Origin of the sequence: Nocardia sp. NPDC004568 (assembly GCF_040609955.1) — a bacterium.
In the GTDB taxonomy this organism is placed as follows: domain Bacteria; phylum Actinomycetota; class Actinomycetes; order Mycobacteriales; family Mycobacteriaceae; genus Nocardia.
Genome location: NZ_JBEXLL010000041.1, coordinates 1 through 23719, shown reverse-complemented (window position 1 = coordinate 23719; position 23719 = coordinate 1). Strand labels below are relative to the sequence as shown.

Annotated in this window: 24 protein-coding genes and 1 pseudogene; 13 read left to right on the top strand and 12 right to left on the bottom strand. The window is 70.1% G+C overall.

Annotation, left to right across the window (positions count from 1 at the left end; genetic code table 11):
* Positions 1-31 precede the first annotated feature (31 nt).
* Positions 32-1249 carry a flavin-dependent oxidoreductase gene (locus tag ABZV91_RS19140; RefSeq protein ID WP_355243194.1) on the bottom strand — a complete coding sequence of 406 codons (1218 nt, stop codon included), beginning with the start codon at positions 1247-1249 and terminating at the stop codon, positions 32-34.
* A complete protein-coding gene (locus tag ABZV91_RS19135) occupies positions 1246-1701 on the bottom strand; it encodes a hypothetical protein (protein ID WP_355243191.1) in 456 nt (151 codons plus the stop codon). Before ABZV91_RS19135 ends, ABZV91_RS19140 begins: the two co-directional genes overlap by 4 nt.
* A gap of 216 nt (positions 1702-1917) precedes the next feature.
* Here ABZV91_RS19135 and ABZV91_RS19130 point away from each other — a divergent pair, with 216 nt between their 5' ends.
* From ABZV91_RS19130 to ABZV91_RS19100, 7 genes and pseudogenes are all read left to right on the top strand, one after another.
* Complete coding sequence (locus ABZV91_RS19130; RefSeq protein WP_355243188.1) at positions 1918-2997, top strand: dihydrodipicolinate reductase; 1080 nt, start codon at positions 1918-1920, stop codon at positions 2995-2997.
* Entirely contained in the window at positions 2994-3509 is a 516-nt protein-coding gene (locus ABZV91_RS19125) for a carboxymuconolactone decarboxylase family protein (RefSeq protein ID WP_355243185.1), read from the top strand. The genes ABZV91_RS19130 and ABZV91_RS19125 overlap by 4 nt, the downstream gene beginning before the upstream one ends.
* Before the next feature lie 151 nt (positions 3510-3660).
* The gene (locus tag ABZV91_RS19120) at positions 3661-3942 is read left to right on the top strand and encodes a hypothetical protein (protein ID WP_355243182.1); all 282 of its coding nucleotides are present in this window, start codon (positions 3661-3663) and stop codon (positions 3940-3942) included.
* 48 nt (positions 3943-3990) lie between these two features.
* Positions 3991-4143, top strand: a complete 153-nt coding sequence (locus ABZV91_RS19115; protein ID WP_355243179.1) for a hypothetical protein — start codon at positions 3991-3993, stop codon at positions 4141-4143.
* 99 nt (positions 4144-4242) lie between these two features.
* A pseudogene (locus ABZV91_RS19110) lies at positions 4243-5201 on the top strand (NAD-dependent epimerase/dehydratase family protein).
* 9 nt (positions 5202-5210) lie between these two features.
* Positions 5211-6053, top strand: coding sequence for an SDR family oxidoreductase (locus ABZV91_RS19105; protein ID WP_355243176.1), 843 nt, complete (start codon positions 5211-5213; stop codon positions 6051-6053).
* A complete protein-coding gene (locus tag ABZV91_RS19100; RefSeq protein ID WP_355243173.1) occupies positions 6050-6778 on the top strand; it encodes a phosphodiesterase in 729 nt (242 codons plus the stop codon). The genes ABZV91_RS19105 and ABZV91_RS19100 overlap by 4 nt, the downstream gene beginning before the upstream one ends.
* Before the next feature lie 224 nt (positions 6779-7002).
* Here ABZV91_RS19100 and ABZV91_RS19095 read toward each other — a convergent pair whose 3' ends face one another.
* The 3 genes from ABZV91_RS19095 to ABZV91_RS19085 all read right to left on the bottom strand — a co-directional run bounded on the left by ABZV91_RS19095 (position 7003) and on the right by ABZV91_RS19085 (position 9301).
* Entirely contained in the window at positions 7003-7932 is a 930-nt protein-coding gene (locus ABZV91_RS19095; protein WP_355243170.1) for a CoA pyrophosphatase, read from the bottom strand.
* Positions 7933-7984: 52 nt separating this feature from the next.
* Positions 7985-8629, bottom strand: a complete 645-nt coding sequence (gene lexA / locus ABZV91_RS19090) for a transcriptional repressor LexA (RefSeq protein WP_355243167.1) — start codon at positions 8627-8629, stop codon at positions 7985-7987.
* Positions 8630-8710: 81 nt separating this feature from the next.
* On the bottom strand, positions 8711-9301 hold the full coding sequence (locus ABZV91_RS19085) for an NAD(P)H-dependent oxidoreductase (RefSeq protein ID WP_355243164.1): 591 nt from the start codon (positions 9299-9301) through the stop codon (positions 8711-8713).
* A gap of 241 nt (positions 9302-9542) precedes the next feature.
* Between ABZV91_RS19085 and ABZV91_RS19080 the strand changes: the two genes are divergently transcribed.
* Positions 9543-10004 carry a GNAT family N-acetyltransferase gene (locus ABZV91_RS19080; protein WP_355243161.1) on the top strand — a complete coding sequence of 154 codons (462 nt, stop codon included), beginning with the start codon at positions 9543-9545 and terminating at the stop codon, positions 10002-10004.
* Between the two features lie 17 nt (positions 10005-10021).
* Positions 10022-10843, top strand: a complete 822-nt coding sequence (locus ABZV91_RS19075) for a hypothetical protein (RefSeq protein ID WP_355243158.1) — start codon at positions 10022-10024, stop codon at positions 10841-10843.
* A gap of 18 nt (positions 10844-10861) precedes the next feature.
* Here ABZV91_RS19075 and ABZV91_RS19070 read toward each other — a convergent pair whose 3' ends face one another.
* From ABZV91_RS19070 to ABZV91_RS19055, 4 genes are read right to left on the bottom strand one after another with little or no spacing between them, the layout of a single operon-like run.
* On the bottom strand, positions 10862-11839 hold the full coding sequence (locus ABZV91_RS19070; protein WP_355243155.1) for an SCO2521 family protein: 978 nt from the start codon (positions 11837-11839) through the stop codon (positions 10862-10864).
* A 1-nt stretch (position 11840) separates the two neighbouring features.
* Positions 11841-12842: an SCO2522 family protein gene (locus ABZV91_RS19065; protein ID WP_355243152.1), complete on the bottom strand. Its 1002-nt coding sequence runs from the start codon at positions 12840-12842 to the stop codon at positions 11841-11843.
* Positions 12843-13757: an SCO2523 family variant P-loop protein gene (locus tag ABZV91_RS19060; RefSeq protein ID WP_355243149.1), complete on the bottom strand. Its 915-nt coding sequence runs from the start codon at positions 13755-13757 to the stop codon at positions 12843-12845. It abuts the gene before it with no gap.
* 10 nt (positions 13758-13767) lie between these two features.
* Positions 13768-15618: an SCO2524 family protein gene (locus ABZV91_RS19055; protein ID WP_355243146.1), complete on the bottom strand. Its 1851-nt coding sequence runs from the start codon at positions 15616-15618 to the stop codon at positions 13768-13770.
* A gap of 275 nt (positions 15619-15893) precedes the next feature.
* On the opposite strand from ABZV91_RS19055, the gene ABZV91_RS19050 reads away from it, so the two are divergent.
* A complete protein-coding gene (locus tag ABZV91_RS19050) occupies positions 15894-17474 on the top strand; it encodes a Na+/H+ antiporter (RefSeq protein ID WP_355243143.1) in 1581 nt (526 codons plus the stop codon).
* A gap of 15 nt (positions 17475-17489) precedes the next feature.
* Here ABZV91_RS19050 and ABZV91_RS19045 read toward each other — a convergent pair whose 3' ends face one another.
* From ABZV91_RS19045 to ABZV91_RS19035, 3 genes are all read right to left on the bottom strand, one after another.
* Positions 17490-18146, bottom strand: a complete 657-nt coding sequence (locus tag ABZV91_RS19045) for a UdgX family uracil-DNA binding protein (RefSeq protein ID WP_355243140.1) — start codon at positions 18144-18146, stop codon at positions 17490-17492.
* Between the two features lie 8 nt (positions 18147-18154).
* Positions 18155-18481 (bottom strand): plasmid stabilization protein, encoded by a 327-nt coding sequence (locus ABZV91_RS19040; protein ID WP_355243137.1) that lies wholly within the window; start codon positions 18479-18481, stop codon positions 18155-18157.
* A 135-nt stretch (positions 18482-18616) separates the two neighbouring features.
* Positions 18617-19129 (bottom strand): MarR family winged helix-turn-helix transcriptional regulator, encoded by a 513-nt coding sequence (locus tag ABZV91_RS19035; RefSeq protein WP_355243134.1) that lies wholly within the window; start codon positions 19127-19129, stop codon positions 18617-18619.
* A 93-nt stretch (positions 19130-19222) separates the two neighbouring features.
* Between ABZV91_RS19035 and ABZV91_RS19030 the strand changes: the two genes are divergently transcribed.
* From ABZV91_RS19030 to ABZV91_RS19020, 3 genes are all read left to right on the top strand, one after another.
* The gene (locus ABZV91_RS19030; RefSeq protein ID WP_355243131.1) at positions 19223-21304 is read left to right on the top strand and encodes an MMPL family transporter; all 2082 of its coding nucleotides are present in this window, start codon (positions 19223-19225) and stop codon (positions 21302-21304) included.
* Between the two features lie 181 nt (positions 21305-21485).
* Positions 21486-22556, top strand: coding sequence for an ABC transporter substrate-binding protein (locus tag ABZV91_RS19025; protein ID WP_355243128.1), 1071 nt, complete (start codon positions 21486-21488; stop codon positions 22554-22556).
* Positions 22537-23628: an iron ABC transporter permease gene (locus ABZV91_RS19020; protein ID WP_355243125.1), complete on the top strand. Its 1092-nt coding sequence runs from the start codon at positions 22537-22539 to the stop codon at positions 23626-23628. The genes ABZV91_RS19025 and ABZV91_RS19020 overlap by 20 nt, the downstream gene beginning before the upstream one ends.
* Positions 23629-23719: the final 91 nt, after the last annotated feature.

Below are 23719 nucleotides of genomic sequence, written 5' to 3'. Positions count from 1 at the left end.
GACCGGCGGCGGTAGCCGGCCCGCCGGCCGGCTACCGGACGGCGCTCGTGCGCCGGTACCCCTCGGTGATGGCGCGTAATTCCTCGGTGGTCAGCACATCCTCGATGCGGTCGAACCCCTCGGGGGCCCGTTCCGCGACCATCCGCAGGGCGTGATCCATCGGAATATCCCGATTGGCGAGGACGACGGAGTTCGCCGTGTCGCGGCGGGCCGATTCGTAGGCCGCCAATCCGGCGACCGGATCGGCCGCGCGGGCCAGTTCGGCGGCCACCGTCCGGGCGTCGAGAATCGCCTGCGAGCCGCCGTTGGAGCCGACCGGGTACATCGGGTGCGCGGCGTCGCCGAGCAGGGTGATCCGGCCGAAACTCCAGCGCGGCAGCGGATCCCGGTCGACCATCGGGTACTCCAGGACGGTGTCGCTCGCGGCGAGCAGGGCCGCTACGTCGAGGCCCGCGATCCGCCAGCCACGGTAGTGCGGCGCGACATCGTCGAGGCGTCCGGTGCGCGTCCATTCCGCCTCGCCCTGGGCGTCCTGCGGCATCCGCACCTCGGCGACCCAGTTGACGAGGACCTCGTCGCTGCCCGGTGTGGCGGCGCCCAGCGGATAGGCGACGAGTTTGGCGGCGTGATTGCTGCCGGCCATCAGCATCGAGGTGCCGGTGAGGAAGCGCGCCGCGGTGGCGACGCCGCGCCACATCCGGATCCCGTTCCAGCGCGGCGGACCCTCGTCCGGGTACAGGTGCGCTCGCACCGCGGAGTGCAGACCGTCGGCACCGATCACCGCGTCCGCGGTGAGTTCGCTCGTGCCGTCGCCGCCGTGCTCCTCGATCGCGACGCGGACCCGCCGGTCTTCCTCCGTCGCGCTGACGAAACGGCACCCGGTCCGCACCGCGTCGGAGCCGAGCCGGTCGTACACCGTATCCAGCAGCAGCGATTGCAGCCGGCCACGGTGGACCGAATACTGCGGCCACGGGTGTCCGGCCGCCACGCCGCGCGGCTCCCGCCAGATCTCGTTGCCGAACCGGTCGAAGTGCACCAGTTCGGAGGTGGCGACCGCCCGCGCGGCGAGCGCGTCGTGCAGCCCGAGTTCGGCGAGTGCTCCGGTGGCGTGCGGCAGCAGATTGATTCCCACGCCGAGCGGGCGCAGCCGCGGGACCCGGTCGATCACCCGGACGTCGATACCGGCCGCGTGCAGGCTCAGCGCCGTGGTCAGCCCCCCGATCCCGGCGCCGACGACGAGAACCCTCATCGGGCCGCCACCAGCGGTACATAGGCCGGGTTGAACCGTTCGTGCAGATGCGCCACCACGGTCGACCGGTGGTCGCACAGCACGCTCTCCTTGTACGCGCAGGGCAGACCCTCCTGTCCGCCGGCGGCGGGCCAACGCGTGACGCCCGCACCCAGGACCGTGCGCGCGAGGTGGCGGCGGGCGCCGGCCAGACTGTGGCCGATGGGCAGCCGTTCGTCGGTGAGCAGGGCGGTGAGTTCGGCGTCGGTGGCCACCACGACCACGCAATTCCACGACACGGCCGCGCCGCCGGTGGTGGTGAGGGTCGAGCGGCGCACGACCACCGGATCGCTCTCGGCGCAGCCGAGCGCCGTGCGTATCGCGGGGTCGAGGTCGCGTCCGGTGGTGGTGCGCTGATCGGTGAGATCGAGCGCCAGCGGGCATCCGATCAGCGCCTCCAGCAGCCTGGTCATGGATCCGTCAGCGCGCAGTAACATCCGGGTAACCGAGGGTAAATCGGATTCCGTTGTCTCCGTGAGGAATTCCGTCACCGGATCAACGATACGGCGGCCGCGCCGGTGCGGCATTCCCGGCGGCGGAGATATCGGCCACCCGGCGGCCGGTGAGGTATCGCCGGAAAGCGGCCGGAAACGCCCCCTTCGCAACCAAGCGCTTGTTAGAATCCGGCGATGATCTCGACGGTCGTCTGGGGGACCGGCAATGTGGGCCGCGCCGCTGTCCGGGCGGTCGACGCCCACCCCGAACTCGAACTCACGGGTGTCCTCGTGCACGATCCGGCCAAGGCCGGGCGGGACGCGGGCGAACTGGCCGGGCTGGACCGGTCACTGGGGGTAGCGGCCACCACCGACGTGGACGCGGTGCTGGCGGACCGGCCCGGGGCGGTGGTGTACGCCGCGTCCGGTGAGATCCGCCCCGACGACGCCCTCGCCGATATCGTCCGTGCGATCGGCGGCGGCGCGGTGGTGGTGACACCGGCGCTCTACGCCCTCTACGACCAGCGCGGCGCCCCGCCCGAGGTCCGGGAACCGGTTCTGGCCGCGATCGAATCCGGCGGCGGTTCGCTGTTCGTATCGGGGATCGATCCCGGCTGGGGCAACGATGTGCTGCCGCTGCTCGTCAGCGGTCTGGGCAGCGTCGTCGAGGTGGTGCGCTGCCAGGAGATCTTCGACTACTCCACCTACGACCAGCCCGATTCCGTGCGTTACCTGGTGGGCATGGGCCAGCCCATGGACCAGGTGCCGCCCATGGTGGCGCCCACGGTCCCGACCATGGTGTGGGGCGGTCAGATTCGGCTGATGGCCCGGGCGCTCGGCGTCGAACTCGACGAGATCCGCGAGTCCGTGCAGCGACTGCCGCTGGAAACCACCGTCGACACCGCCACCATGGGGAAGTTCGAAGCCGGAACCCAGGGCGCCATGCGATTCGAAGTGCAGGGGATCGTGGCCGGTGAACCCCGCATCGTCGTGGAACACATCACCCGTATCCACCCGTCGTGCGCGCCCGAATGGCCGGTACCACCCAACGGCGAGGGCGCGCACCGCGTGATCATCGAAGGGCGTCCGCGCATCGAGGTCACCGTCGAGGCGACCGACGAGGGCGGCAACTACGCGGCCGGTGGCAACGCCACCGCGGTGGGGCGTCTGGTCGGTGCGATCGACTGGCTGATCGCCGCCGCCCCCGGCCTCTACGACGCCCTCGATATCCCGCTGCGCCCGGCGGCCGGAAAGCTCGGAAGGGACGCCTCATGAGAGTTGACATTCCCGAAGGCAAGGACCCCATCGGCTACGTCTGGGGCGAGATGGTGCCCGGCATCGGAATCGCCGCCTCGAACTTCTCGATGGCGGTGTACACGCACACCACCCTGGGCCTGCGCGAATTCGAGGCCGCGCGGTTGCGGATCGCGCAGATCAACGGCTGCGTGTTCTGCCTGGACTGGCGTACCGAACGCGACGGGCAGAAGGTGGAGGAGGGTTTCGACGTCGCCGTCGCCGAGTGGCGCGGCACCGGCGTCCTCGACGACCGGGCACGCCTGGCCGCCGAGTACGCCGAACGCTACGCACTGGACCACCACAACCTCGACGAGGATTTCTGGTCCCGGATGAGCGCGCACTACAGCCAGACCGAGATCGTGGAGCTGAGCATGTGCCTGGGATCGTGGCTCGCCTTCGGCCGGCTCAACCATGTCCTCGGGCTCGACGCGGTATGTGTGCTTCCCGGACACTCGGCCCCGAGCGCCCCGGGCGCTCGTCCCGGCGCCTGAGTTCCTGTCCCGGGACCGGTGCGATGAACCCGCGGTGTCCTGGGTAACTGCCGGATATGGAGACTCGAGACCGTATCGCCGAACCCCGGGGCACACGCACGCCCGACGGTCCGGGGCCGCACGAACTCGTCGCCGCGGACCGGGGCCGCCGGTGAGACTGCATATCGTCATCGAGGAACTGCGGTTCTCCGAGCGGGAACTCGCCGGGGAACTGGCGGCCGTCGCGGTCCGGCACCGGGCCGAGTACGAGATCCACCACACCGCCCGCGATCTGGCGGACCGGTCGCAGGACCATCTCCGCGAACTGGACGCGCTCGCGCCCCGGTTCGGTGCGACGTCGAAAGGACACGGCCGTCGCGATCCGCGGGTCCGGCTGCCCCGTGCCCGCCGCCTGCGCGGAGCGGTCGGCCGGACACCGGACCCGGGATTGTGACTGCTGCGGGACCTGCGCCGGCTGCATCAGCTCGCGGCGAGCGTGTCGGTGGACTGGGAACTGCTCGCCCAGGGGGCGCAGGCGGCCCGGGAACCGGAACTGCTGGACTTGGCCGCGCAGTGCCATCCGGGGACGCTGCGCCAGTTGCGCTGGACCAACGCCATGCTCAAGGTTCTCTCACCGCGGATCCTCGCGGGCTGAGCGGCGGTATGCCGCGCATCCGAACCGGTGCCCGGCCGGCTGTGTCGGCACCGCGAACCCGGGTATGCCGCACATCTCGACGGACAGCGAGGTGGACATATGCGGGTGATCGTCACGGGGGCCACCGGGAATGTGGGTACCGCGGTGCTCGAACAGCTACGCGATACCGGGTCGGTGGATTCGATCGTGGGCGTGGCCCGGCGGGAACCGGAGCGCTCGTATCCGGGGGTGGAATGGGTGGCGGCCGATCTCCGCACCGCCGATCTGGTGGCGCTGTTCCGGGGCGCGGACGCGGTGGTCGATCTGGCCTGGGTGTTCCAGCCCACCCGCCGGCCCCGCGATACCTGGCGGACCAATGTCGGCGGCACCGGCCGGGTGCTCGCGGCGGTGGCCGCGGCCGGGGTGCCCGCCCTGGTCTATGCCTCCTCGGTCGCGGCCTACTCGCCCGCGGCCGGTGACGAGCCGGTCGACGAGAGCTGGCCGACCGAGGGCTGGCCGGGGGCGTCCTACGCGGTCGAGAAGGCCTATGTGGAGCGGCTGCTCGACCTTTTCGAATACGAACATCCGGACTGCCGCCTGGTGCGGATGCGCCCGGCGTTCACCTTCCAGCGTGCCTCGGCCGCGCAGCAGCGGCGGTGCTCTCCGGCGCGCGGGGTGCGTTCAATATCGCGGCCGAACCCGTCGTCGACCGTGCCGAGCTCGCGCGATTGCTGGGTGCGCGGACGGTCGAGGTCCCCCGATGGCCGGTCCGTACCGCGCTGGCCGGCGCCTGGCACCTGCGCCTGGTGCCCGCCACGCCCGGACTGTTCGACACGATGATGCAGTTGCCGATCATGGACACCACCCGGGCCCGGACGGAACTCGGCTGGCGGCCGCGGGCCACCGCGACCGACGCGCTGCGCGAGTTCCTCGACGGCCTGCGCGGCGGCCGCGGCGGGGATACGCCGCCGCTGGCGCCGGACGCGGGGGGAGTGGGCCGGTACCGAGAGGTCACCTCCGGGGGCGGCGGTCGCGATCCGGTCGACGACCGGCTGTGTGATCGCGATCCGTCCGGGTAGCCGCGCCCTATGGCAACTATCGCTCCCTTACCGAAAGAACGTATAGGCGCGCCGCTACGTGCTGTGGTGACCGGATCCGATTCGGGGATCGGCCGGGCGATCGCGGTGGCGCTGGCCGGCGGCGGCGTCGATGTGGGAATCACTTACCACTCGGACGAGGCCGGTGCCGAACAGACGGCAGGACTGGCCCGTGACCGGGGTGCGCGCGCCGCTGTGCGGCGGATGGACCTGGACGACCTACCGACGAGTACCGCCGCCGTGGACGAACTCGCCGACGAATTGGGCGGAGTGGATGTGCTGGTGAACTGTGCCGGCACCGGCTCCGCGCAGAAGGCGATGGATATGGACTTCGACACCTGGAGGCATGTGCTGTCGGTGGATCTGGACGGCGCCTTCCTCTGTACCCAGCGCGCGGTGCGGCATATGACCGAGGCCGGCCGCGGCGGGCGGATCATCAATATCACCAGCGTGCACGAGCACGCGCCCAAGGTGGGGGCAGCGCCCTACTGCGCGGCCAAGGCGGGACTCGGCGCCCTCACCAAAGTGCTGGCGCTGGAACTGGCCGAACACGACATCACCGTGAACTCGGTGGCGCCCGGTGAGATCGCGACCCCGATGACCGGGCAGGAGGACGCCGATCCCCGTGAACACCCCCGCCCGGGGTTACCGCTGGGCCGGCCCGGCCACGCAGAGGAAGTCGCCTCCGTGGTGGCTTTCCTCGCGACCCCCGCCGCGGGATACGTGACCGGAGCGTCCTATGTCGTCGACGGCGGCATGCTGCTGATGGGGCCGCAATCCAGCCAGCTCGTCGAGGACGAGGGCTGGCGTGATCCGAAGGGAGAGACACGATGACCGATCGACTCACACTCGCTCCGGTGTCGGCGCTGGTACGCGGCGCCTTCGACGCCGGTGCCCATCTGCGGCACGCCCGCTTCTTCCATCCGCGCGGCGTCCGGCTCTCCGGCCGGTTCCGCGCCGAACCCGAATTCACCCGGCTGTTCGGCGAGGGCGACCGCGCGACCATCGGGCGCCTCTCGAAAGGGGTCGGCACTCCCGGCGGCGTCCCGGATATCCTCGGCCTGGCCTTCCGGGTACTCGATATCAACGAGAGGCCCTGGGATTTCGCGTTGGCCACCACGGGGCAGCGCCCGGTCGCCCGGCTGTCCCTGACCGTCGCGCGCGGCTGGGACAGCGCGCGGTTCGGCAGTCTGCTGCCCTACCGGTGGGACGATTCCGCTCCGCTCTGGGTGCTCGCCGAGCCGGACCCGGGACTACCCACAGGCACCTCGCTGGCCGCCCTGGCCCGGCATGTGCACGAGCATCAGATCGGGTACACCGTCTCGGTCGCCGGTTACGGGCCCGCGCGCCAGACCGTCGGACACTTGGCGCTGCGCGCCGCGGACCCGGGCGAGCACCGCACCGATTTCTACGATCCGGTGCTCAACCACCCCACCGATGTGGCGCTGCTGCCCCGTGCGGTGCAGCGGCTGCGGGAATCGGCCTATGACGGGAGCCGCCGTGGTCGCGGCGTCGAGGACCGGGACACCGGCCGGGTCGAAGTGGACCCGCGCGCGTGACGGCGGGCGCGAGGAAATCGGCGGCGGGGTGTTTGCGCGGCGTCGTCCGGGAAAACACGCGACCATGAACGACACCGAGGACCCCGGTACGGAATCCCCCGAGATCGCCGAGTGGGCGAGCAGCGCGATTCCCTCGACCGGCGAACAACTGGACGAAGACGAACTGGCCGCCGACCCGCTCGAGGAGGGCATGGATCCCCCGACCACTGGTCGGCCGCGGACCGCTACGCCACCACGCCGCGGGAGCAGCGCGAAGGTGAGTCCATGGAGCGCCGGTTGGCGGAGGAAGAGCCCGATATCGTGCCGGAGGGCCAGCGGTCGGCCAGTCGGCCCGACGCCGAGCGGTCCTGAGGCCCGAGCTTCGGGAGCGCGTTCGGCGCGGCCGCGGCGGCGTCCATCCGGGAGGCGAATCCAGGGTCGTCGTTTCCGGTGGCCGGGCCGGGGCGGCGAGTGCTCAGTGCCGCGTCCAGGTGGGCTGAGCGAAATCCGCGACCCGGGCCGCCCGCGGTTCGGTGCCCAGTAGCACCACCTCGCGGAACTGCCAGAGCATGGCGCCGGTGGGGGCGTGGATCGTCATATTCGGGCCCAAGCGCATCTGCAACAGGCCGAGTTCGCCGGGCGCGGCGTCGACCGCCGGGGCGCGCGCCGTCGTGCATGCGGGCGGAGTCCGGCACCACCCAGTGCGGAGTGTCGTCGGCGGCCAACCGGTCGAAGGCGGCCCGGTGGACGGAATGGACTTCGTCGGCGTTCGGGTGCAGGCGCGTGATATCCGAGAGCGTCGCCACCAGGGGGGTGATGGCGAATCCGGAACTGGCCGGAAAATCGTCGAGCGTGCCGAGTACGTCCTCGGGGCCGGTGGTCAGGCCGAGTTCTTCGTGCAGTTCGCGCAAGGCGGCCTGTTGCGTGGTCTCGCCCGGCTCGACCCGGCCGCCGGGCAGCGCCCACTGCCCGGCGTTGCGGCCCCGATAGGCCCGTTTGATGACCAGGACCGAGAGCGATCCACCGGTCTCGACCACGCACAGCACCACGGCGGCCCGGCGCAATCCGTCGGTATCGGGTACCGCGATCCGCGGGAACACCGCCAGCCGGGCCCGCGCGAGGGTGCGGAAATCGTCGAGGTCGTGGGGGACCCGTGGTCCCGGGTCTGCGCCCATACGTTCGATCATGCACCATGGGCCCGCAGCCGCCGGGCGGCGGGCGCGGCGTTCACATCCGCCGCATCACCGAGACCACTCTGCCCAGCACGACCGCGTGGTCGCCGTCGATCACCTGATAGGCGGGATTACGCGGTTCCAGGTACACATGCCCCGCGCGGCGGCGGAACACCTTGACCGTCGCCTCCCCGTCCAGCATCGCGGCGACGATCTCCCCGTTCTGCGCGTCGGGCTGGCGGCGCACGACCACGACGTCCCCGTCGCAGATCGCCGCGTCCACCATGGAGTCGCCGCGCACCCGCAACCCGAACACGGTGCCGCGGCCCACCAGTTCCCGTGGCAGCGTGAGCACCTCGTCGGTGTGCTCGTCGGCGAGGATGGGCGTACCCGCCGCGATATCGCCGACCACCGGGACCGCGACGGCGTCCCGGGCGGGCTCGGCCTCGGTTCCGGCGTTCAGGAACAGCCGCACATCCATCGGCCGGGACACCCCGTCACCGCGGCGCAGAAAACCCTTCTCCTCCAGACTCTTCAGATGTTTCGAGACCGAGGACGAGGAACGCAGCCCGACGGCGTCGCCGAGCCGGCGGGTGCTCGGCGGGTAACCGTGCCGCACCACCCATTCCTGTATCGCCGCGAGGATGCGGCGCTGGCGTTCCGGCAGGGTCGAGGTGTCGAGGTGGTCGTATTCGGTCACCGCGACATCGTATGACCAGGCGCGACGGTCCCTTCCGGCGTATCCGTTCGGGGCGGCCGCGCCCGCCGCGGGACCGGTTCGTCACGCCGCGTAGGGCCGCACCGCGCGAGCGGTGCGCAGCGCCTCGCCCCACCAGACGAGCTGGTCGAGCAAGGTGGTGAGCGCGGTATCGGCGGTGGCGCCGGGCGCCAGCGCGCCGGTGTCGTCCCGCTGGCCCCAGGGGTTGTGGAAACTGACGGTGTCGCGCACGGTGACGGCGTGCAGTTCGGCGAATACGGTGCGCAGGTGCTCGGTCGCCCGCAGACCGCCCGAGATACCGCCGTAGCTCACGAATCCCACGGGTTTGGCCTGCCACTCCGTGTGGTGCAGGTCGATGAAGTTCTTCAGGGTGCCCGGATAGCTGTGGTTGTACTCCGGTGTGATGACGACGAAGGCGTCGGTGGCGGCGAGCGTTTCCCGGGCCTCGGTGATCCCGGCGGCGGGCGCGCCGAAGAGGTGCGGTAGTTCGGTGTCCGCGATGTCGACGGTGGTGAGGGCCAGGTCGGCGCGCGACGCTGCCCTGGTCAGGAACCAGTCGCGGACGGCGGGTGCGAAGCGGCCGTCGCGGCTGCTCCCGACGATGACCGCGACGCGCAGGGGTGTGCCGGTGCCGGATGCGGTGGCGATTTCCACGTTTCCTCCAGAGGATGTGCCGGGCGGCGGGTGCGCCGCTCCGGCAACCACTCTGAGTGCTCAACTATTGTTTAGGTCAAGTCGGGAACCGGTCTCCTGTGACGGACCTTCGGCAACGGGTATGCCGACAATAGAACGTGGCGCATCACGGAACGGTTGCGTGAGCTCTACACTGGCGCGGTCGGCGAGTCGACGTTCTAGGCTGGTACCTGACGGCGTATGCCCTGGCACGAGGGAGCACATGGATATCGCGGAGGCGCCACAGCCGGTGTACCGGCAGGCCCGCTTTGCCGATCTGGAGGACATCGCGGCCATCGAGGCCGAGGTGTTCGGCGAACCGTACCTGTACCTGATGCTGCGCCAGCTCTACGACCTGCACGGTTCGGAATGGCTGGTCGCCGAGGTCGCGGGCACGGTCATCGGATACGCGCTGACCCTGGAGAAATCCGGCCGGGCGCTGCTGTTCACCTTCGCCGTGGCCAAGCGGTACCAGGGGGCCGGTTTCGGTCGCGCGCTGCTGAACCAAACCCTGCGCGTGTGCCGGGAACTGGGTACCGGCACGGTGTACCTCACGGTCCGGCCCGACAACCATCCGGCCGGAAACCTTTTCAAACAAGCAGGTTTCGAGTTCGTCGAACACGACGACCGCTACTTCGGGCCCGGGGAGCCCCGCGACCTCTACGAATTCCGCCTCCATCCCTGAACGCTAAACTGGTTCGTATGGGCGAGATCTCGCCGTTCGTGGCGTCGGTCTCCACCAGGATCGCCAGGCACGCAGCGGCTTACACCGCCGAACTGGACGCCGACGCGCACCCCGAGCGGATGTCACTGGACAGGTTCGCCGTGCATGTCGAAGCCGTCCTCGACGATTACGATCCGCCGAGCGCGCGCCGCCGGCACTCCGACACGCTGGTCTTCCCGCATCTCTACAGCGCGGCCCGCGATCCGCGCCCCGACGAGGAAGGCTGGCGGGTGCCCAGCGCGGTACCGGCCGCGCTCATGGCCGCCGAGGTCGAGTTCCGCGGTCCACTGCGACTCAGCGCCCGCCAGAACACGCTGCTGGCCGAGGAATACGAGTCGATCGGCGCGCACCTGTCGGAGGTGGGACTGGCCACCCACGCGGCCCTGGCGTTCCGCCGCGCCATGGCGCTGTACCGGGTGAACGAGGACGACGAGGCCGAGGACCGCTGCGGCCTGCACCTGGCGCGGTCGAATACGCGCGGACTACCGCACGGATTGCGGCGCTGGGCCGGACAGGGCTCCTACCTCCTGTGCGGCCACGGGTACCGTCCCTCATGGCTGCTGGGCTGGGTGATCGTGCAGATGCTGCTGTTCACCGGGGTGGCCCTGCTGGCAGGTGGTCAGGCGGTCGACGACACGATCTATATGGGCGTCACCGGCTTCCTGAATCCGCCGGGCCCCGGTGATACGCAGGAGCTGCCCGGCGCCGTCCGGACGCTCTTCGTCATCGAAGCGTGGACCGGCGCGGTATCGATGTCGGTGTTCTTCGCGCTGCTGGTCCGGAAGTGGTTCCGGATGTAGCCGGACGGGTGCGAGCGGTCACCATTCCGCGTCGAAGATCTTGTGCCGCAACGCCGACAACGTGGCGACCGCGATATTGTCGCGCAACCGGCCCACCAACGTGTTCCACTGCCGGGAGAAACCGGGATCGTTCTGCAGATCCTTCCACAGCGCGCGCAGCACCGGCGGGGTATGCGCGCCCGGCATCCACAGCCCGGCCAGATGTTCGAGAGCGGGCGCGAGGATATCGATCCGTTCGCGGCTGTGCGGGGCGAACCGGTCGGCTTCGTCGAGCACGTCGGCCAGTACCGTCAGCAGCCAATCGTGCGCGGCCAGATCCTCGCAGAACCGTTGCGCGGCTGCCAGATCGGTATCGTCGCGCACGATCAGCCGCACCGAGCGGACGGTATCGTCGTCCAGATGCAGGGTCGCGGCCGGGCCGCTGCTGCCGCCGACCCGGGCCGTCCAGCGCAGCCGGGTCGTGCCGGCCTGTACCGGCGGATTCTGGTCCAGCCGGGAATCGGCCCGGACCCGGGCCAGCAGCCGTTCGCTGATCGACGCCAGGTCCAGCGGGGCCGTCCCCGGCAGTGGGTCGGCGGCGAGATACCCGTCGGCCAAGACATTCCCGGCCGCCAGTCGCTCGGGAATCCGGGTGACGACCTCGGTGACCCCCTTCTGACTGATGTAGTGCGACCAGGTCTGGCGGCGGCGCTCCGCGGCCCGCACCACCCGGGTGCGCGCCGAGGACTGCAACACCCGCCCACCGGCCAGCGCAAGACTGGTGGCCACGGTGCCGACGATCCGGGCGGGCTGCTCGCCCAGCCGGAGATCGCAATCGACCCCGACCGCCGTGGTGGGGGACAGGCCCAGCGTGCCCGGTCGCTCCCGCCATCGCACGCCGCAGCCGGGAAGCAGCGCCAGCAGTTCCCCCGCCTCGGCCCGGGTCAGCGCCGTGGCCGACGGCAGCAGGCAGGTGCGTACCTCACCGAGGACGACCAAGGGCGTGGTCGCGGCCATCTCAGGACCCGTCGAGCAGCAGATGGGACAGCCGTTCGCTGATCTTGCGCGATACCACGACGTCCTCGTCCGCCCCGGTCGCGGTGATCTGCGCGACCACGTCCTCGTCCAGGTCGAGGTGATCGAGCACCAGCCGCACCGCGTGTTCGATACCGAGATAGCGCTTGGGCAGCATCGAGAGGGTCTGATACGCCGCGAACGGCGCCGCGTCGGGAGTGAGTTGCACGACCGGCGGCACCTCGTGCCAGCGGCGCGGCCACGGCTCACCGTTCCACTGCTGCGGATCCACCACGGCGGCACCGTGGTAGCGCAGCATGCCCAGCCGCAGCAGATGCCAGACCGCGGCCAGGAACGGGCAGGACCAGCGGGTCACCGTGACCCCGTCGACGACCTGGGTACTCCACAACTGCACGTCCAGGAAGATGGAATGCTCGCGGCGGCCGAATTCCTCCGGCGGCTCGTAGGTGCGCCCCCGCATGGCCTGCGCCGGTTCGTGTTCGGAGGACCGGCGCCCGTTGCACAGCCATCCGGATTGCGCGGTCGGCGGCCGCCGGCCGGTATCGGGTGGTGCCGGTTCGGCGACGATCCGCGCGGCCACCATCTCGGCCACCGGTATGGGCTCACCCAGCGGCACCCCGTCCATGAACTGAGAGGTCTGCCAGCAGCCCGACTCGCGGGCCAGATAGTCGATGGTGAGCCCGGCCGCGTCGGCGGCGGTGAGCAGTTTGCCGAGCACCTCCGCCGGATCGGTGTCGGGCTGGAAGTAGTCGTCGATCAGATAGCACGTGCTGACCCGGACATCCGGGCCGAACCGGACGCGGGCGGATTCGGTGAACGCCGCGACCAGCGGCACGATCCGGCGGAACTCCTCTTTCACATGCTCCAGATCGCCGAGCAGGTCGTTGAGATAGAAGTGCCCGACCTCGATCGACAGATGCGAAAGGGGAACCGGGGCGACCCAGGGCTGTTCGGTGGCCTCGGTGTAGACCTGCCTGTCCCGCATCTAGAGCCTCTCCCAGCTGGCGACGTCCACCAGGCGCCGCGCGAGTTCGGTATAGGCCTGCGCCGTGTCGTGGTTCGCGATGTGGGCGTTGACATCGCTGTCGAGGATCAGCTGTTCCCGCCACTGCAGAACCGGTTCCATCGGCGTGGCACCGAGGACCGCCGTCGCGCCCAGCCGGTTGGCGGTGGCCAGCCGGCGCAGGGCGACATCCTGTTCCTGCAGCCAGGCCGCCTGCGCCGCGCGCTGCGCGGTGAGATGCGAATTGGCGGCGGGAACGGCGGTGCGGATATAGCGGGTGGAGCCCAGCAGTTCGTCGAGATCGTGCCCGCAGGCCTCGCCGGTCTGCAGCAGTCCGTGCGGACCGTAGACCAGGCCGGCCGCCGCCAGGATGTGCTGGCGGGTCCAGCGGTGGAAGATCAGCCAGCGCGCGGTCCGGCGGCGCAGCTGGGGGAGCGCGGTAGCCTGCAGGGCGATCTCCAGCGCGACCGACCGGCCCGCGCTCAGATCGACGATCACCACCCGGAATTCCTGTTCCAGTGCCACCAGCAGCTCGGCGCAGCGGGTCACCACCGCGTCGTCGGCGGTGAGGAATTCGGCGCCGCCCTCGTCGCCCGGGAACAGGACCAGCCGTCCGGAGCGGGGCGCGACGCGTTTGAGTTCCGAACGATCGGTGGCGGTGCCGACATCGACGCGGGCCGCCGTCCCGGTCTGCCCGAGCAGATAGGAGTGCACACCGCCGTCGGCGATACCCCGTTCGACCGTGCTGATCTCGAACAGTGCCCCGGCAGTCGGCGACCCGAAATCGAAATCCACATAGGCGACATTGCGACCCGACATACACAGGCGGTACGCGATATTGCAGCTGGTCACCGACCGTCCGGTGCCGCCTTTGTCGGAGGTGGAGAATACGAGCACCCGAGCCCCCTCAGCGCGTCGCGTCCTGGCGCGCGTACGCCAGTTCGTCGAGCTGGATCAACGCCTGCGTGGCCAGGCTGTAGGCGGTACCCGGGCGCTCGTGCAGCACCCCGCGGGCTCGGTCCAGTGATTGCCGGATACGGTTCACCGCCGCCTGGTTGGGTGTCAGATCGTCGCCTTCGACCTCGAGTTCCTCCTGGTTGAGCAGATGTTCGGCCTCGCTCAGCAGATCGACGGCCCGGGCGACCATGGTCGCGGGGGCCAGCGGTGGTTCGCGGAAGGTGTCGTAGGCGATCACCAGGCATTCCATCACCCGTTCGGTGACGAACCAGGACGGGCCGGCGGGTACCGAGACCTCCGGGCCGAGCAGCGCCGCCGGATCGTCCCACAGGCCGGCCGCCGGGCCGTCGCGCTGGATGCGCCCGTCGAGGTGGTCCATCGCCGCCTCGGCGAGCGCCATCAGCTGATCCCGGGTGTCGACATCGGTGCGCAGACGCGCCGCCTGCAGGCAGCGTTTGAGCATCATGGTCACGAAATCCGGCACATACCATTCGAGAACGGAGCCGCCGCCGATGTCCTCGCTACCGGCCAGGCCGAGCCGGACCCCCGGATAGTGCAGGATCGCGGCCGCGTCTCCCGCGGTGAGGCGGCTGGTGATCCGGCCCCGGCGCGCCAGCTGATCGAAAACCGCCACGGTACGGGCCAGATCTTCGGTGCTGTCCCGGTAGACCAGGTCCTGGATGAGGATGGCGGTGACGGTGAGACTGAAGTAGTCCGATTCCTCGCCGTCGGAAGTGTGCCAGGGAATGTCCTCCAGCGGCCAGCGGCCGCCGCCGAACCGGGCCACCGTGGACCAGTAGTTGCGGGCCAGTTCGAAACGCAGTTGGAGGGCGTCGGCGAGTTTGCGCTGCTCGTCGGTCAGTAGATCCAGTTCCCGGATACGTTGCGAGGACAGATCGATGATGCCGTCCAGGGCGACGGCGGTGAAGTACAGATAGGGACGGGGTTCGGCGTGCCCGGCCGCGTGGCCGACCTCGCCGGGTACGAACTCGATGGGTTCGGCGGTACGCACGATCCCCCAGCCCCAGCCGCATTCGAAGAGTCGTTCGTCATCGGCGACGTCCACCTCGGCGGTCTGGCTGAGCCGGACCTCGTTGGCCGCCTGGACGCGCAGCCGCTCGAGCCGTGCCGACAGGCGCCGGATCACCTCGTCGGCGGGGGCGTGGTTCTGGTTGATCATGTGCAGGATCGCTTGTCCCGCGTCGGACTTCGGCTCGGGCGTGTGGATGACGAAACTGCGCACCAAACCGGCCATGGCCGCGGTGAGCCGGATCCCGACCGCGTCGATCACCAGCGGAATGCGTTCGCTCAACTGGCGCGCCTCGCGCCGCACCTCGCCACCGACGAAACGCTGGAATCCGCGCAGGAATCGCAGCGCCGCGATACACAGGCTCAGGGACATGGAGTAGGAGTCGACGATCCCGAGGGCGAGCTGGTCGTCGGTGAGCGGGCGGTCGCCGGCGGCGCGCAGATAGGTGCCGGCCGCGAAGACCGGTTCCCCGGCGGGGCCGGTGTAGCGCCGCAGATAGTCCTCGAGCAGGCCGACCAGCGCGCCGCCGATCCTGGTCTCCTCGCCGAAGGGGTCGAGTGCCCGCCGGGCATCGGCCGCCATATCGTCGGGCTGGTCCAGGGCGAAGGCCCCGAGTTCGGTCGCCGGGTACAGCAGGCACAGCAACTGTTCGGCGTCGCTGATCGAATTGCTGCCGTCCCGGCCGCCCCAGGTCCAGGTGTCACCCCGGTAGGAACAGGCGAGCACGGCCCGCCACAGGTCCAGCAGCTGTTGCCGCGGCCTAATTCTCATATTCCGTGTCCTCGCCCCCGCGTTCGATCGGCGCGTCGAACGTCGTCACTTAGAGTGTGCCCCGGATTCGTTCGCCGGGACAACTATTCGGCGGGTTTCGCATTTGCCGCGAGATAGCATGAGCCGCAAACGCTTCGGTCGACCACGCGAGAAGTTCCTGCGCGCGGCTCACCACCGCGCGCCCCGCCTCGCCACCCCCCGGTCCCCGGCCGGATCGGCTCGCGTCCGGCATTGCGCGGGCGCGGAAGGCGTGGGTGGCAGGAGACTGGTATGCCATGGACCAGTTGGTGCTGACATTCGTGATCCTGTTCGCCGCGGTACTGGCCGAGGCGATCGGGCGGCGGATCGGTGTCGCCTCGGCGGTTCTGATGACGCTGTTCGGGGTCGCGCTCGCCCTGCTGCCGTTCGTGCCCCAGATCGCGATACCCCCACACCTCATTCTGCCGCTGGTCCTGCCCCCACTGCTCTACGCCGCGGCGCGGCGCACCTCGTGGCGTCAGTTCGCCGAGAGCTGGGAACCCATTGTGCTGCGGGCCGTCGGACTGGTCCTGGCCACCGTGGCGGCGGTGGCCGCGGTATTCCACGCGTGGTACCCGGGCCTGCCGGTGGCCGCGGCCGTGGTGCTCGGGGCGATCGTCGCGCCCCCGGACCCGGTGGCGGCGACCGCGCTGGCCGGTCGCCTCGGGCTCCCGCGCCGACTCGTGGTCGTACTCGGCGGCGAGGGACTGTTCAACGACGTCACCGCGATCGTCGTCTACGCGGTCGCGGTCGATGCGGTGCTCACCGGACATTTCTCGGGGCCGCGCGCGGCGGGGGAGTTCGTGGTGTCGGCCGTGGTCGCCGTGGTGGTCGGCCTGGTCCTGGGGATGGCGGGCAGCCGGCTCACCCGCTATCTGGCCGAAGCGAGCGGGCAGGTCGCGCTCAGCTTGCTGCTGCCCTTCGCGGCCTACGGTCTCGCGGAGTCCTGGGGTGGCTCGGGGGTGCTCTCGGTACTGGTGTGCGCGCTCTATCTGACCGACGCGGTCACCGAATTCGCCGACGCCGACTACCGCGTGGCCGGCAATTCGTTCTGGGAGATCACCGAACTGCTGATCAGCGGTTTCGCCTTCGGGCTCATCGGCTTGGAGCTGAGTGCGGTGCTCGCGGCCACCGGGAACAGCTGGCCACAGCTGCTCGGGGGCGCGGGCGCGGTGCTGGCCGTCGTGGTGGCATTGCGTCTCGTCTGGTTGATGACGACCTGGTGGCTACGCGGGAAGTGGTGGCACGCCGAGGACGCCGACGAGCCCTATACCTGGCGGGAGACGGTGGTGACGTGGTGGACCGGTATGCGCGGGGTGGCCACGGTGGCGCTGGCGCTGGCCATCCCGCTGTCGACCGAGGCGGGCGCGGATTTCCCGGGGCGCACCGAGATCCTGTTCACGGCGTTCGCGGTGGTCCTGTTCACGCTGCTCGTGCAGGGCCCGACGCTGCCGCTGGTCGTCCGGCTCACCGGTGTCCGCGCCGACACCCAGGCCGAACGCCGAATGGAACGGCAACTGTGGGAGCGAGTGGTCCGGGCCGAACTGGCCCGTCTCGAGGAACTGGCCGATGCCGAGCAGGTACCCGAGGAACTCCACGAACGGCTACGGGAGGGTATCCGGCGCCGGCTGGCCCGGGCCGATCCGGAAGCGGCCGGCGAGGACGCGCGTGCCCGGGCCGAACGGGAGGCGCGGATGACGATGGCCGTCAGACGGATCCGGGCCGAGGTGACCGAGGCCGGCCGGCGGGAGGCGCAGGCCGCCCGCCGCGAACCGGGTATGCCCCCCGACCTGGTCGACCGGGTGACCAGGCGGCTGGATCTGGGGCCGGGCCGGTGATCCGCGTACCGCGGGTCACCGTCGCGCGGAATCGTGAATGTAGGTGAGGTCGGCCAGGAACTCGGTATACGCCCTGTCGCGATCGGGAGCACGCAACACCGACGACGGGTGCACCGTACCGGTCACCCGGAAGTCCGGACGCTCGACGGTGTGCCCGCGCAGCGATCCGACCGTGGCCGACGGGCCCAGCACCGCCTTCGCGGCGACCGCGCCCAGGCAGACCACGAGGTCCGGGGCGATCAGGTCCAGTTCGGTGGCCAGCCAGGCCGAACACGCGACGACCTCGGTGCGGTTGGGCTGTTTGTGGATCCGGCGCTTGCCGCGTTCGGCGAACTTGAAATGTTTCACCGCGTTGGTGAGGTAGAGCTCCTCCCGCTGGAACCCGGCTTCTTCGAGCGCGCGGTCCAGCAGCCGCCCCGCCGGTCCCACGAACGGTTCGCCTCGCCGATCCTCCTGATCACCGGGCTGTTCGCCCACCATCACCACGGAGGCGTGGGCGGCTCCCGCTCCGAAGACCGTCTGGGTGGCGTCGCGATAGAGATCGCAGCCGCGGCAGTCCGCCGCGGCGGCGCGGACCCGCCCGAGGTCGGCGTCGCCGGGAACGAACTCGGCGGCGCCGACCGGTTTCGGCGCCCGGGGACGGCCGGTGGCCGCGCGGGCGGTGGGGCTCATCGGCGGATCTACTTGCCCAGGGCTTCGGCCAGTTCGTTCTTGGTCATCTTCGACCGGCCCTTGATATTGCGGCTCTTGGCTTCGTTGTACAGCTGATCCCGGGTCCGGCCCGTGGGCTTGTCGGTCCCCGAGCGCAGGCCGCCGCGCCGCTGCGGCGAGATATCGCGGGTGGAGGAGCGACTGGCGGTCTTGGACTGACCGGCCTGGGCACGGTTCTTGTTGACCGTGCGCGCGCCGATTTCCTTCGCCCGCTTCGTGCTCGCCCCCCGATCCTTGGCGGAGTCCTTGATGTGCTCGTACTGCCGTTCCTGTTTGTCGGTCCATTCCTTCGGCATGACACACCTCCTGTCTGCCCGGCCGGGTACCCGCGCACAGCCGGGGCAATCAGCATGGGGTCGTCCGCGGGTCGTGAGCGTCCTACCCCGGCCGCGCCGCGGTATGCAGCGATTCGCGAAGTTCCGGCGGCCCGGCTATCGCTCGGATGGCTCTCGTGTCAGCGCGGCGTGGTGGTCGCGCATGGCGGCGACGACCGCCGCGAGCACGCGGTGGGCGGCGGCGAGGTCGGCGGTGGGCAGGTCGGCGAGCGCCGCGCGGGTGCGGCGGCCCAGCGGGTGGAAGAACTCGCCGGCCACCGACATACCGTGGTCGGAATAGTGCAGCAGCACCCGCCGCCGGTCGCCGGGATCGGTCTCGCGGTGGATATGCCCCGAGGCGATCATGCGTTCGATCAGGTAGGTGATGGCGGCCGGGGACAGGCCCATCAGTTCGCGCAGTTGTCCGGCGGTGAGTGGCCGGCCCTCGGCCTCCGCGGTGGCGACGTGCATGAGCGCGCGGAAATCGTTGCTGCGCAGCTTGTGCGAATGGGCGAACAGGTGCCCGATCTGCTCGGACACCGCGGTCAGTGCGCGGATATCGGTGGCGATCTCGGTTTCGGCGTGTTCCCGGGTCGTGCTGCCGGTCCCCGCCGAGGGTTCGTCTGTCACCTGCGCTGTCCTTTCCTGATCCCGCTCGCAAAAGTGTAGGTGCCGGGGCGTCGAACCTTGCCTATTATTTCAGTTTCTGAAATAGTTGCCGGTGTGAATGCCTGGGAACGCTTCGCCTCCGTGGTCACCGGCCGCCGCTCATGGGTCCTGCTCATCGCCGTCCTCGCCGCCGCCGGCGCGGTGATCGTGGGCGTCGGCGGAAACGACGACGCGGGCCGGGCGCCGACCTCGCTGCCGCGGGACTCCGAAGCCGCGCGGGTCGAGGCCGCGGTGGCCGCGTTCCCGGGTGGCCGGGACGCGCCGGCGATCCTGGTGGTCACCCGGGCCGACGGCGCGGAACTGACCGATTCCGACCGGGCCGCCGCCACCGAGACGGCCCGGGAGGTCTCCGGTACCGCCGCGAACGCGCTCGTGGTCGCGCCGGACGGCAAGGCGGCGCTGGGACGCGCCACGGTCTCCGCCGATCTGAACGGCGCGGACCTGGCCGCCGAAATCGACCGGCTGCGCCAGGTGGCCGCGCGGCAGACGCCACCCGGACTGACCGTGCAGATCACCGGCGGCCCGGCGTTCGGCGCCGATATCGCCGACTCGTTCGCCGGCGCGGACGTGACCCTGCTGGCGGTCACCGCGCTGGTGGTCGCGCTGTTGCTGATCGTCACCTATCGCTCACCGGTGCTGTGGCTGGTGCCGTTGCTGGTGATCGGTCTCGCCGACCGGACCGCCACGAGTATCGGTACGGCGCTCGCCCGCGTCACCGACCTCTCCTTCGACGGGTCCACCGCGGGTATCACCAGCGTCCTGGTGTTCGGCGCGGGTACCAATTACGCACTCCTGCTCGTCTCGCGTTATCGCGACGAATTGCACGAACATGCCGACCATCGCGCCGCGCTGCGCGAGGCCGTCCGGCGCGCCGGGCCGGCGATTCTCGCCAGCAATGTGACCGTGGTGCTGGCACTGTGCACGCTGCTGCTCGCGACACTGCCCAACACCCGGTCGCTCGGCCTGATGGCGGCCGCCGGCCTGCTGGTCGCGGTGGTTTTCGTCCTGCTGGCGCTTCCACCCGCCCTGGCCCTGTCCGGCCGCAAGATCTTCTGGCCCTTCGTCCCGCGGGCGAGTGCCGACGGGACCGCGGCGCACGGGGTGTGGCATCGGATCGCCACCCGGGTGGTGGCCCGCCCCGCGGTGGTGGCCGGCGGAGCGATCGCGCTACTGGTCGTGTGTGCCACGGGTCTGACCGGTGCGAATATCGGGCTCTCGCAGACCGAACAGTTCCGGGTGCGGGCCGAATCGGTGGACGGCCTGGACACCCTCGCCGCCCACTTCCCCTCGGGCGCTTCGGATCCGACCGTCGTGCTCACCCGGCACGACGCCGCCAGGGCGGTCCGTTCCGCGCTGGAGGATGCTCCGGGTGTCTCCGCTGTGGCGCCCGCGGGCGGTCACGACGGGGTGGATCGATGGATGGTCACCCTCGAGGCCGCCCCCGAATCCGAGGCGGCCTACACCACGATCGAACAATTGCGCGGCACGCTTTCCGGAATTCCCGGCGCCGAGGCCATGGTGGGCGGCAGTGACGCGAAAGCGCTCGACACCCGCGATGCCGCCCGGCACGACCAACTGCTGGTGATCCCGCTCATCCTGCTGGTGGTCTTCGCGGTGCTGCTCGTCCTGTTGCGGGCACTGCCCGCCGCGGTCCTGCTGATCGGCGTCACCGTGCTGAGCGCGCTGGCCGCGCTGGGGCTGGGCAGCCTGGTGAGCACCCATCTCTTCGGCTTCCCCGCACTGGATACGACGGTGCCGCTGTTCGCCTTCCTGTTCCTGGTGGCACTGGGGATCGACTACACCATCTTCCTGGTGACCCGGGCCCGGGAGGAGACGCCGGGTCACGGCACCGTCGACGGTATGGTGCGCGCGGTCTCGGCGACCGGAGCCGTGATCACCAGTGCCGGAATCGTGCTGGCCGCGGTGTTCTGTGTGCTGGGGGTGCTGCCGCTGATCACGCTCACCCAACTCGGCATCATCGTCGGCATCGGCATCGTGCTCGACACCTTCCTGGTGCGCACCGTCGTCATCCCGGCGCTGTTCGCGCTGGTCGGTTCGAAGGTGTGGTGGCCCAGCGGTTTCGGCGACGAGGCTCCCTCCGTGCCTGCCGCCGAATTCGCGGAGCAGCGGCAGTAGTGGAGGACCCGCCCGTCGGCATGTGAGTCACCCCAGCTTCACACTGTTCTGATAGGTAAGGCTAACCTGAATCCGATTTGTACGATTCAGAGGCAGGACGGTAGAGCGCATGGCATCGAATATGCAGCGTGCACGGCGGTGGAAGCGGAGCTTGCCGCCACGGCGATGGATGGTCGCCGGCATGATCGGGGCCCTCGCGCTGACCGCCGGGTGCTCGACCCGGGAAGCGCAGACCGAGGACACGGCCGCCACCGGCGCGCTGTCCCTCGTCGATCAACGGGGTGAGACCGTCACCTTGGACGGTCCGGCGGACAAGGTGGCCTTCACCGTGATGCCGGCGCCGTCGATCTTCGCCGCGGTCGACCGCGGTTACGACCGCATCGTCGGCATCAATCAGTCGACCCTGGTGGCGAACCGGGGCGGCATGTTCGCCACCATGTTCCCCGGCTCGGCCGATTCGGCCGTCGTCGCGGGCAACGATTTCGTGCCGAACGTGGAAACCCTGCTGCAACTCGACCCCGATGTGGTCGTGCAGTGGGGCGACCGGGGATCCGGGGTCACGGCGCCGATCGAGGCGGCGGGTTTCCCCGTGGTGGGCCTGAAATACGGCACGCAGGACGATCTCGAACAGTGGATCACCCTGTTCGCGCAGATCGCGGGTAAACCCGAACGCGGACAGGAACTCATCGACTGGCAGCGCACCGAACAGACCGAGATGCGCGCGCAGGTGGCCGCGCAGACGGCACCGCGGCCCCGGGCGATGATTCTGTCCCGCACCGGTGACACCTACAGCACCACCAGTGCCAAGGGCTACGACGGCTTCCAATTCGACCTCGTCGGCGCCGACCTGGTGACCAAGGGTTTCGTCTCCGAATCCGGCCAGGTGAGCCCCGAACAGATCCTGGCCTGGAATCCGGAGGTCATCATGCTCAGCGGATTCGACCAGAGCACCCCCGCCGATATCTACGCCGATCCACGGCTGTCCGGTGTCAGCGCGGTGCAGAACAAACGCGTCTACAAGACCCCGCTCGGCGGGTACCGGTGGCAGGTGCCGAGCGCGGAATCGCCGCTGATGTGGCAGTGGATGCACCGCATCCTCTACCCGGCGGCGCGCGACGGGCAGTTCCGCGCCGATATCCGGGCCGCCTTCGACGACCTGTTCGCGTACCGCATCTCCGATGAGGAGATCGATCAGGTGCTGCGCCTGGATCTGAACAAGGACGCCGCGGGTTATGACCAGTTCTTCCGCTGACCCGGCGGTCGCGGCGCCGGAGGCTCCGGCGCCGCGCCGCGCGCGCTTCGATCGGCGCCTCCTCGCGATCCCGGGATTTCTGGTCCTGCTGATCGTGGTGGCCCTCGCCGCGCTCGCGGTGGGCCGTTACACCGTGCCGCCGAACGAGATCGTGCGCATCCTGCTGGGCCAGGCCTTCCCGCTGGAACAGACCTGGTACGCACAGGAACGCACGGTGGTCCTCGATGTGCGGCTGCCCCGGGTGCTGCTGTCGATCCTGCTCGGCGCCGGCCTGGCGCTCACCGGCGCGGTCATGCAGGCCGTGTTCCGTAATCCGCTGGCCAGCGCTCAGGTGCTGGGTGTGTCCTCCGGTGCCTCCTTCGGCGGGGTGCTGATCCTGCTCGCCGGGTTCGGCGGTGCCGCACTGGTCGGCGGCGCCTTCCTGGGCGGTGTGCTCGCGCTGGTGCTGGTGGTGGCGATCGCCCGGGCGGTACCCGGTGCGCCGCTGCTGATGATCGTGCTCGGCGGCACCGTGGTGGGTGCGATGTTCCAGGCGATGGTCTCGTTCATCACCTATATCGCCGACCCCTACAGCGAACTGCCCTCCATCGTGTTCTGGCTGATGGGTTCGCTGGCGACGGCGACCTACACCAAGGTGCTCACCGCCGCGATCCCGGTCGTGGCCGCGGGCGTGGTGGTGCTGGCGCTGCGCTGGCGGCTGAACATTCTCGCGATGGGGGACGAGGACGCGACCGCGCTGGGCCTGAATCCCGCGCGGCTGCGCAATTTCCTGCTGCTGTGCGTCGCGTTGATCACCGCCGGTTCGGTCTCGGTCGCCGGGGTGATCGGCTGGGTGGGCCTGGTGGTCCCGCATCTGGTGCGCATGATGGTCGGTACCGACAACCGGATGGTGCTGCCGGTCAGCGCGCTGCTCGGGGCCGCCTACCTGACCGCGATCGATACCCTCTCGCGCACGCTGAGCACCGCCGAGATCCCGATCGGGATCCTCACCGCCATCATCGGCGCACCGTTCTTCGTGGTGCTGCTGATCCGCAACCGTGCGCGCCTGTGGGGTGCCGATGCTCGAGGCTAGTGCCTCGTCCAGATAGGTTGCGGTTGTAATCCGAGTGTCGGTTTGATCGTCTGGTCGCCGACGGCGATGCTGCCGGTGGAGGTGTTGTCAT

Coding starts and splice junctions, on each gene's coding strand:
- ABZV91_RS19055 (WP_355243146.1), bottom strand. CDS start 15,618: ATGAGAATTAGGCCGCGGCAACAGCTGCTGGACCTGTGGCGGGCCGTG.
- ABZV91_RS19140 (WP_355243194.1), bottom strand. CDS start 1,249: ATGAGGGTTCTCGTCGTCGGCGCCGGGATCGGGGGGCTGACCACGGCG.
- ABZV91_RS19105 (WP_355243176.1), top strand. CDS start 5,211: ATGGCAACTATCGCTCCCTTACCGAAAGAACGTATAGGCGCGCCGCTA.
- ABZV91_RS19130 (WP_355243188.1), top strand. CDS start 1,918: ATGATCTCGACGGTCGTCTGGGGGACCGGCAATGTGGGCCGCGCCGCT.
- ABZV91_RS19095 (WP_355243170.1), bottom strand. CDS start 7,932: ATGGGCGCAGACCCGGGACCACGGGTCCCCCACGACCTCGACGATTTC.
- ABZV91_RS19045 (WP_355243140.1), bottom strand. CDS start 18,146: ATGAGCCCCACCGCCCGCGCGGCCACCGGCCGTCCCCGGGCGCCGAAA.
- ABZV91_RS19080 (WP_355243161.1), top strand. CDS start 9,543: ATGGATATCGCGGAGGCGCCACAGCCGGTGTACCGGCAGGCCCGCTTT.
- ABZV91_RS19125 (WP_355243185.1), top strand. CDS start 2,994: ATGAGAGTTGACATTCCCGAAGGCAAGGACCCCATCGGCTACGTCTGG.
- ABZV91_RS19070 (WP_355243155.1), bottom strand. CDS start 11,839: ATGGCCGCGACCACGCCCTTGGTCGTCCTCGGTGAGGTACGCACCTGC.
- ABZV91_RS19040 (WP_355243137.1), bottom strand. CDS start 18,481: ATGCCGAAGGAATGGACCGACAAACAGGAACGGCAGTACGAGCACATC.
- ABZV91_RS19020 (WP_355243125.1), top strand. CDS start 22,537: ATGACCAGTTCTTCCGCTGACCCGGCGGTCGCGGCGCCGGAGGCTCCG.
- ABZV91_RS19075 (WP_355243158.1), top strand. CDS start 10,022: ATGGGCGAGATCTCGCCGTTCGTGGCGTCGGTCTCCACCAGGATCGCC.
- ABZV91_RS19050 (WP_355243143.1), top strand. CDS start 15,894: ATGGACCAGTTGGTGCTGACATTCGTGATCCTGTTCGCCGCGGTACTG.
- ABZV91_RS19100 (WP_355243173.1), top strand. CDS start 6,050: ATGACCGATCGACTCACACTCGCTCCGGTGTCGGCGCTGGTACGCGGC.
- ABZV91_RS19135 (WP_355243191.1), bottom strand. CDS start 1,701: ATGACCAGGCTGCTGGAGGCGCTGATCGGATGCCCGCTGGCGCTCGAT.
- ABZV91_RS19025 (WP_355243128.1), top strand. CDS start 21,486: ATGATCGGGGCCCTCGCGCTGACCGCCGGGTGCTCGACCCGGGAAGCG.
- ABZV91_RS19065 (WP_355243152.1), bottom strand. CDS start 12,842: ATGCGGGACAGGCAGGTCTACACCGAGGCCACCGAACAGCCCTGGGTC.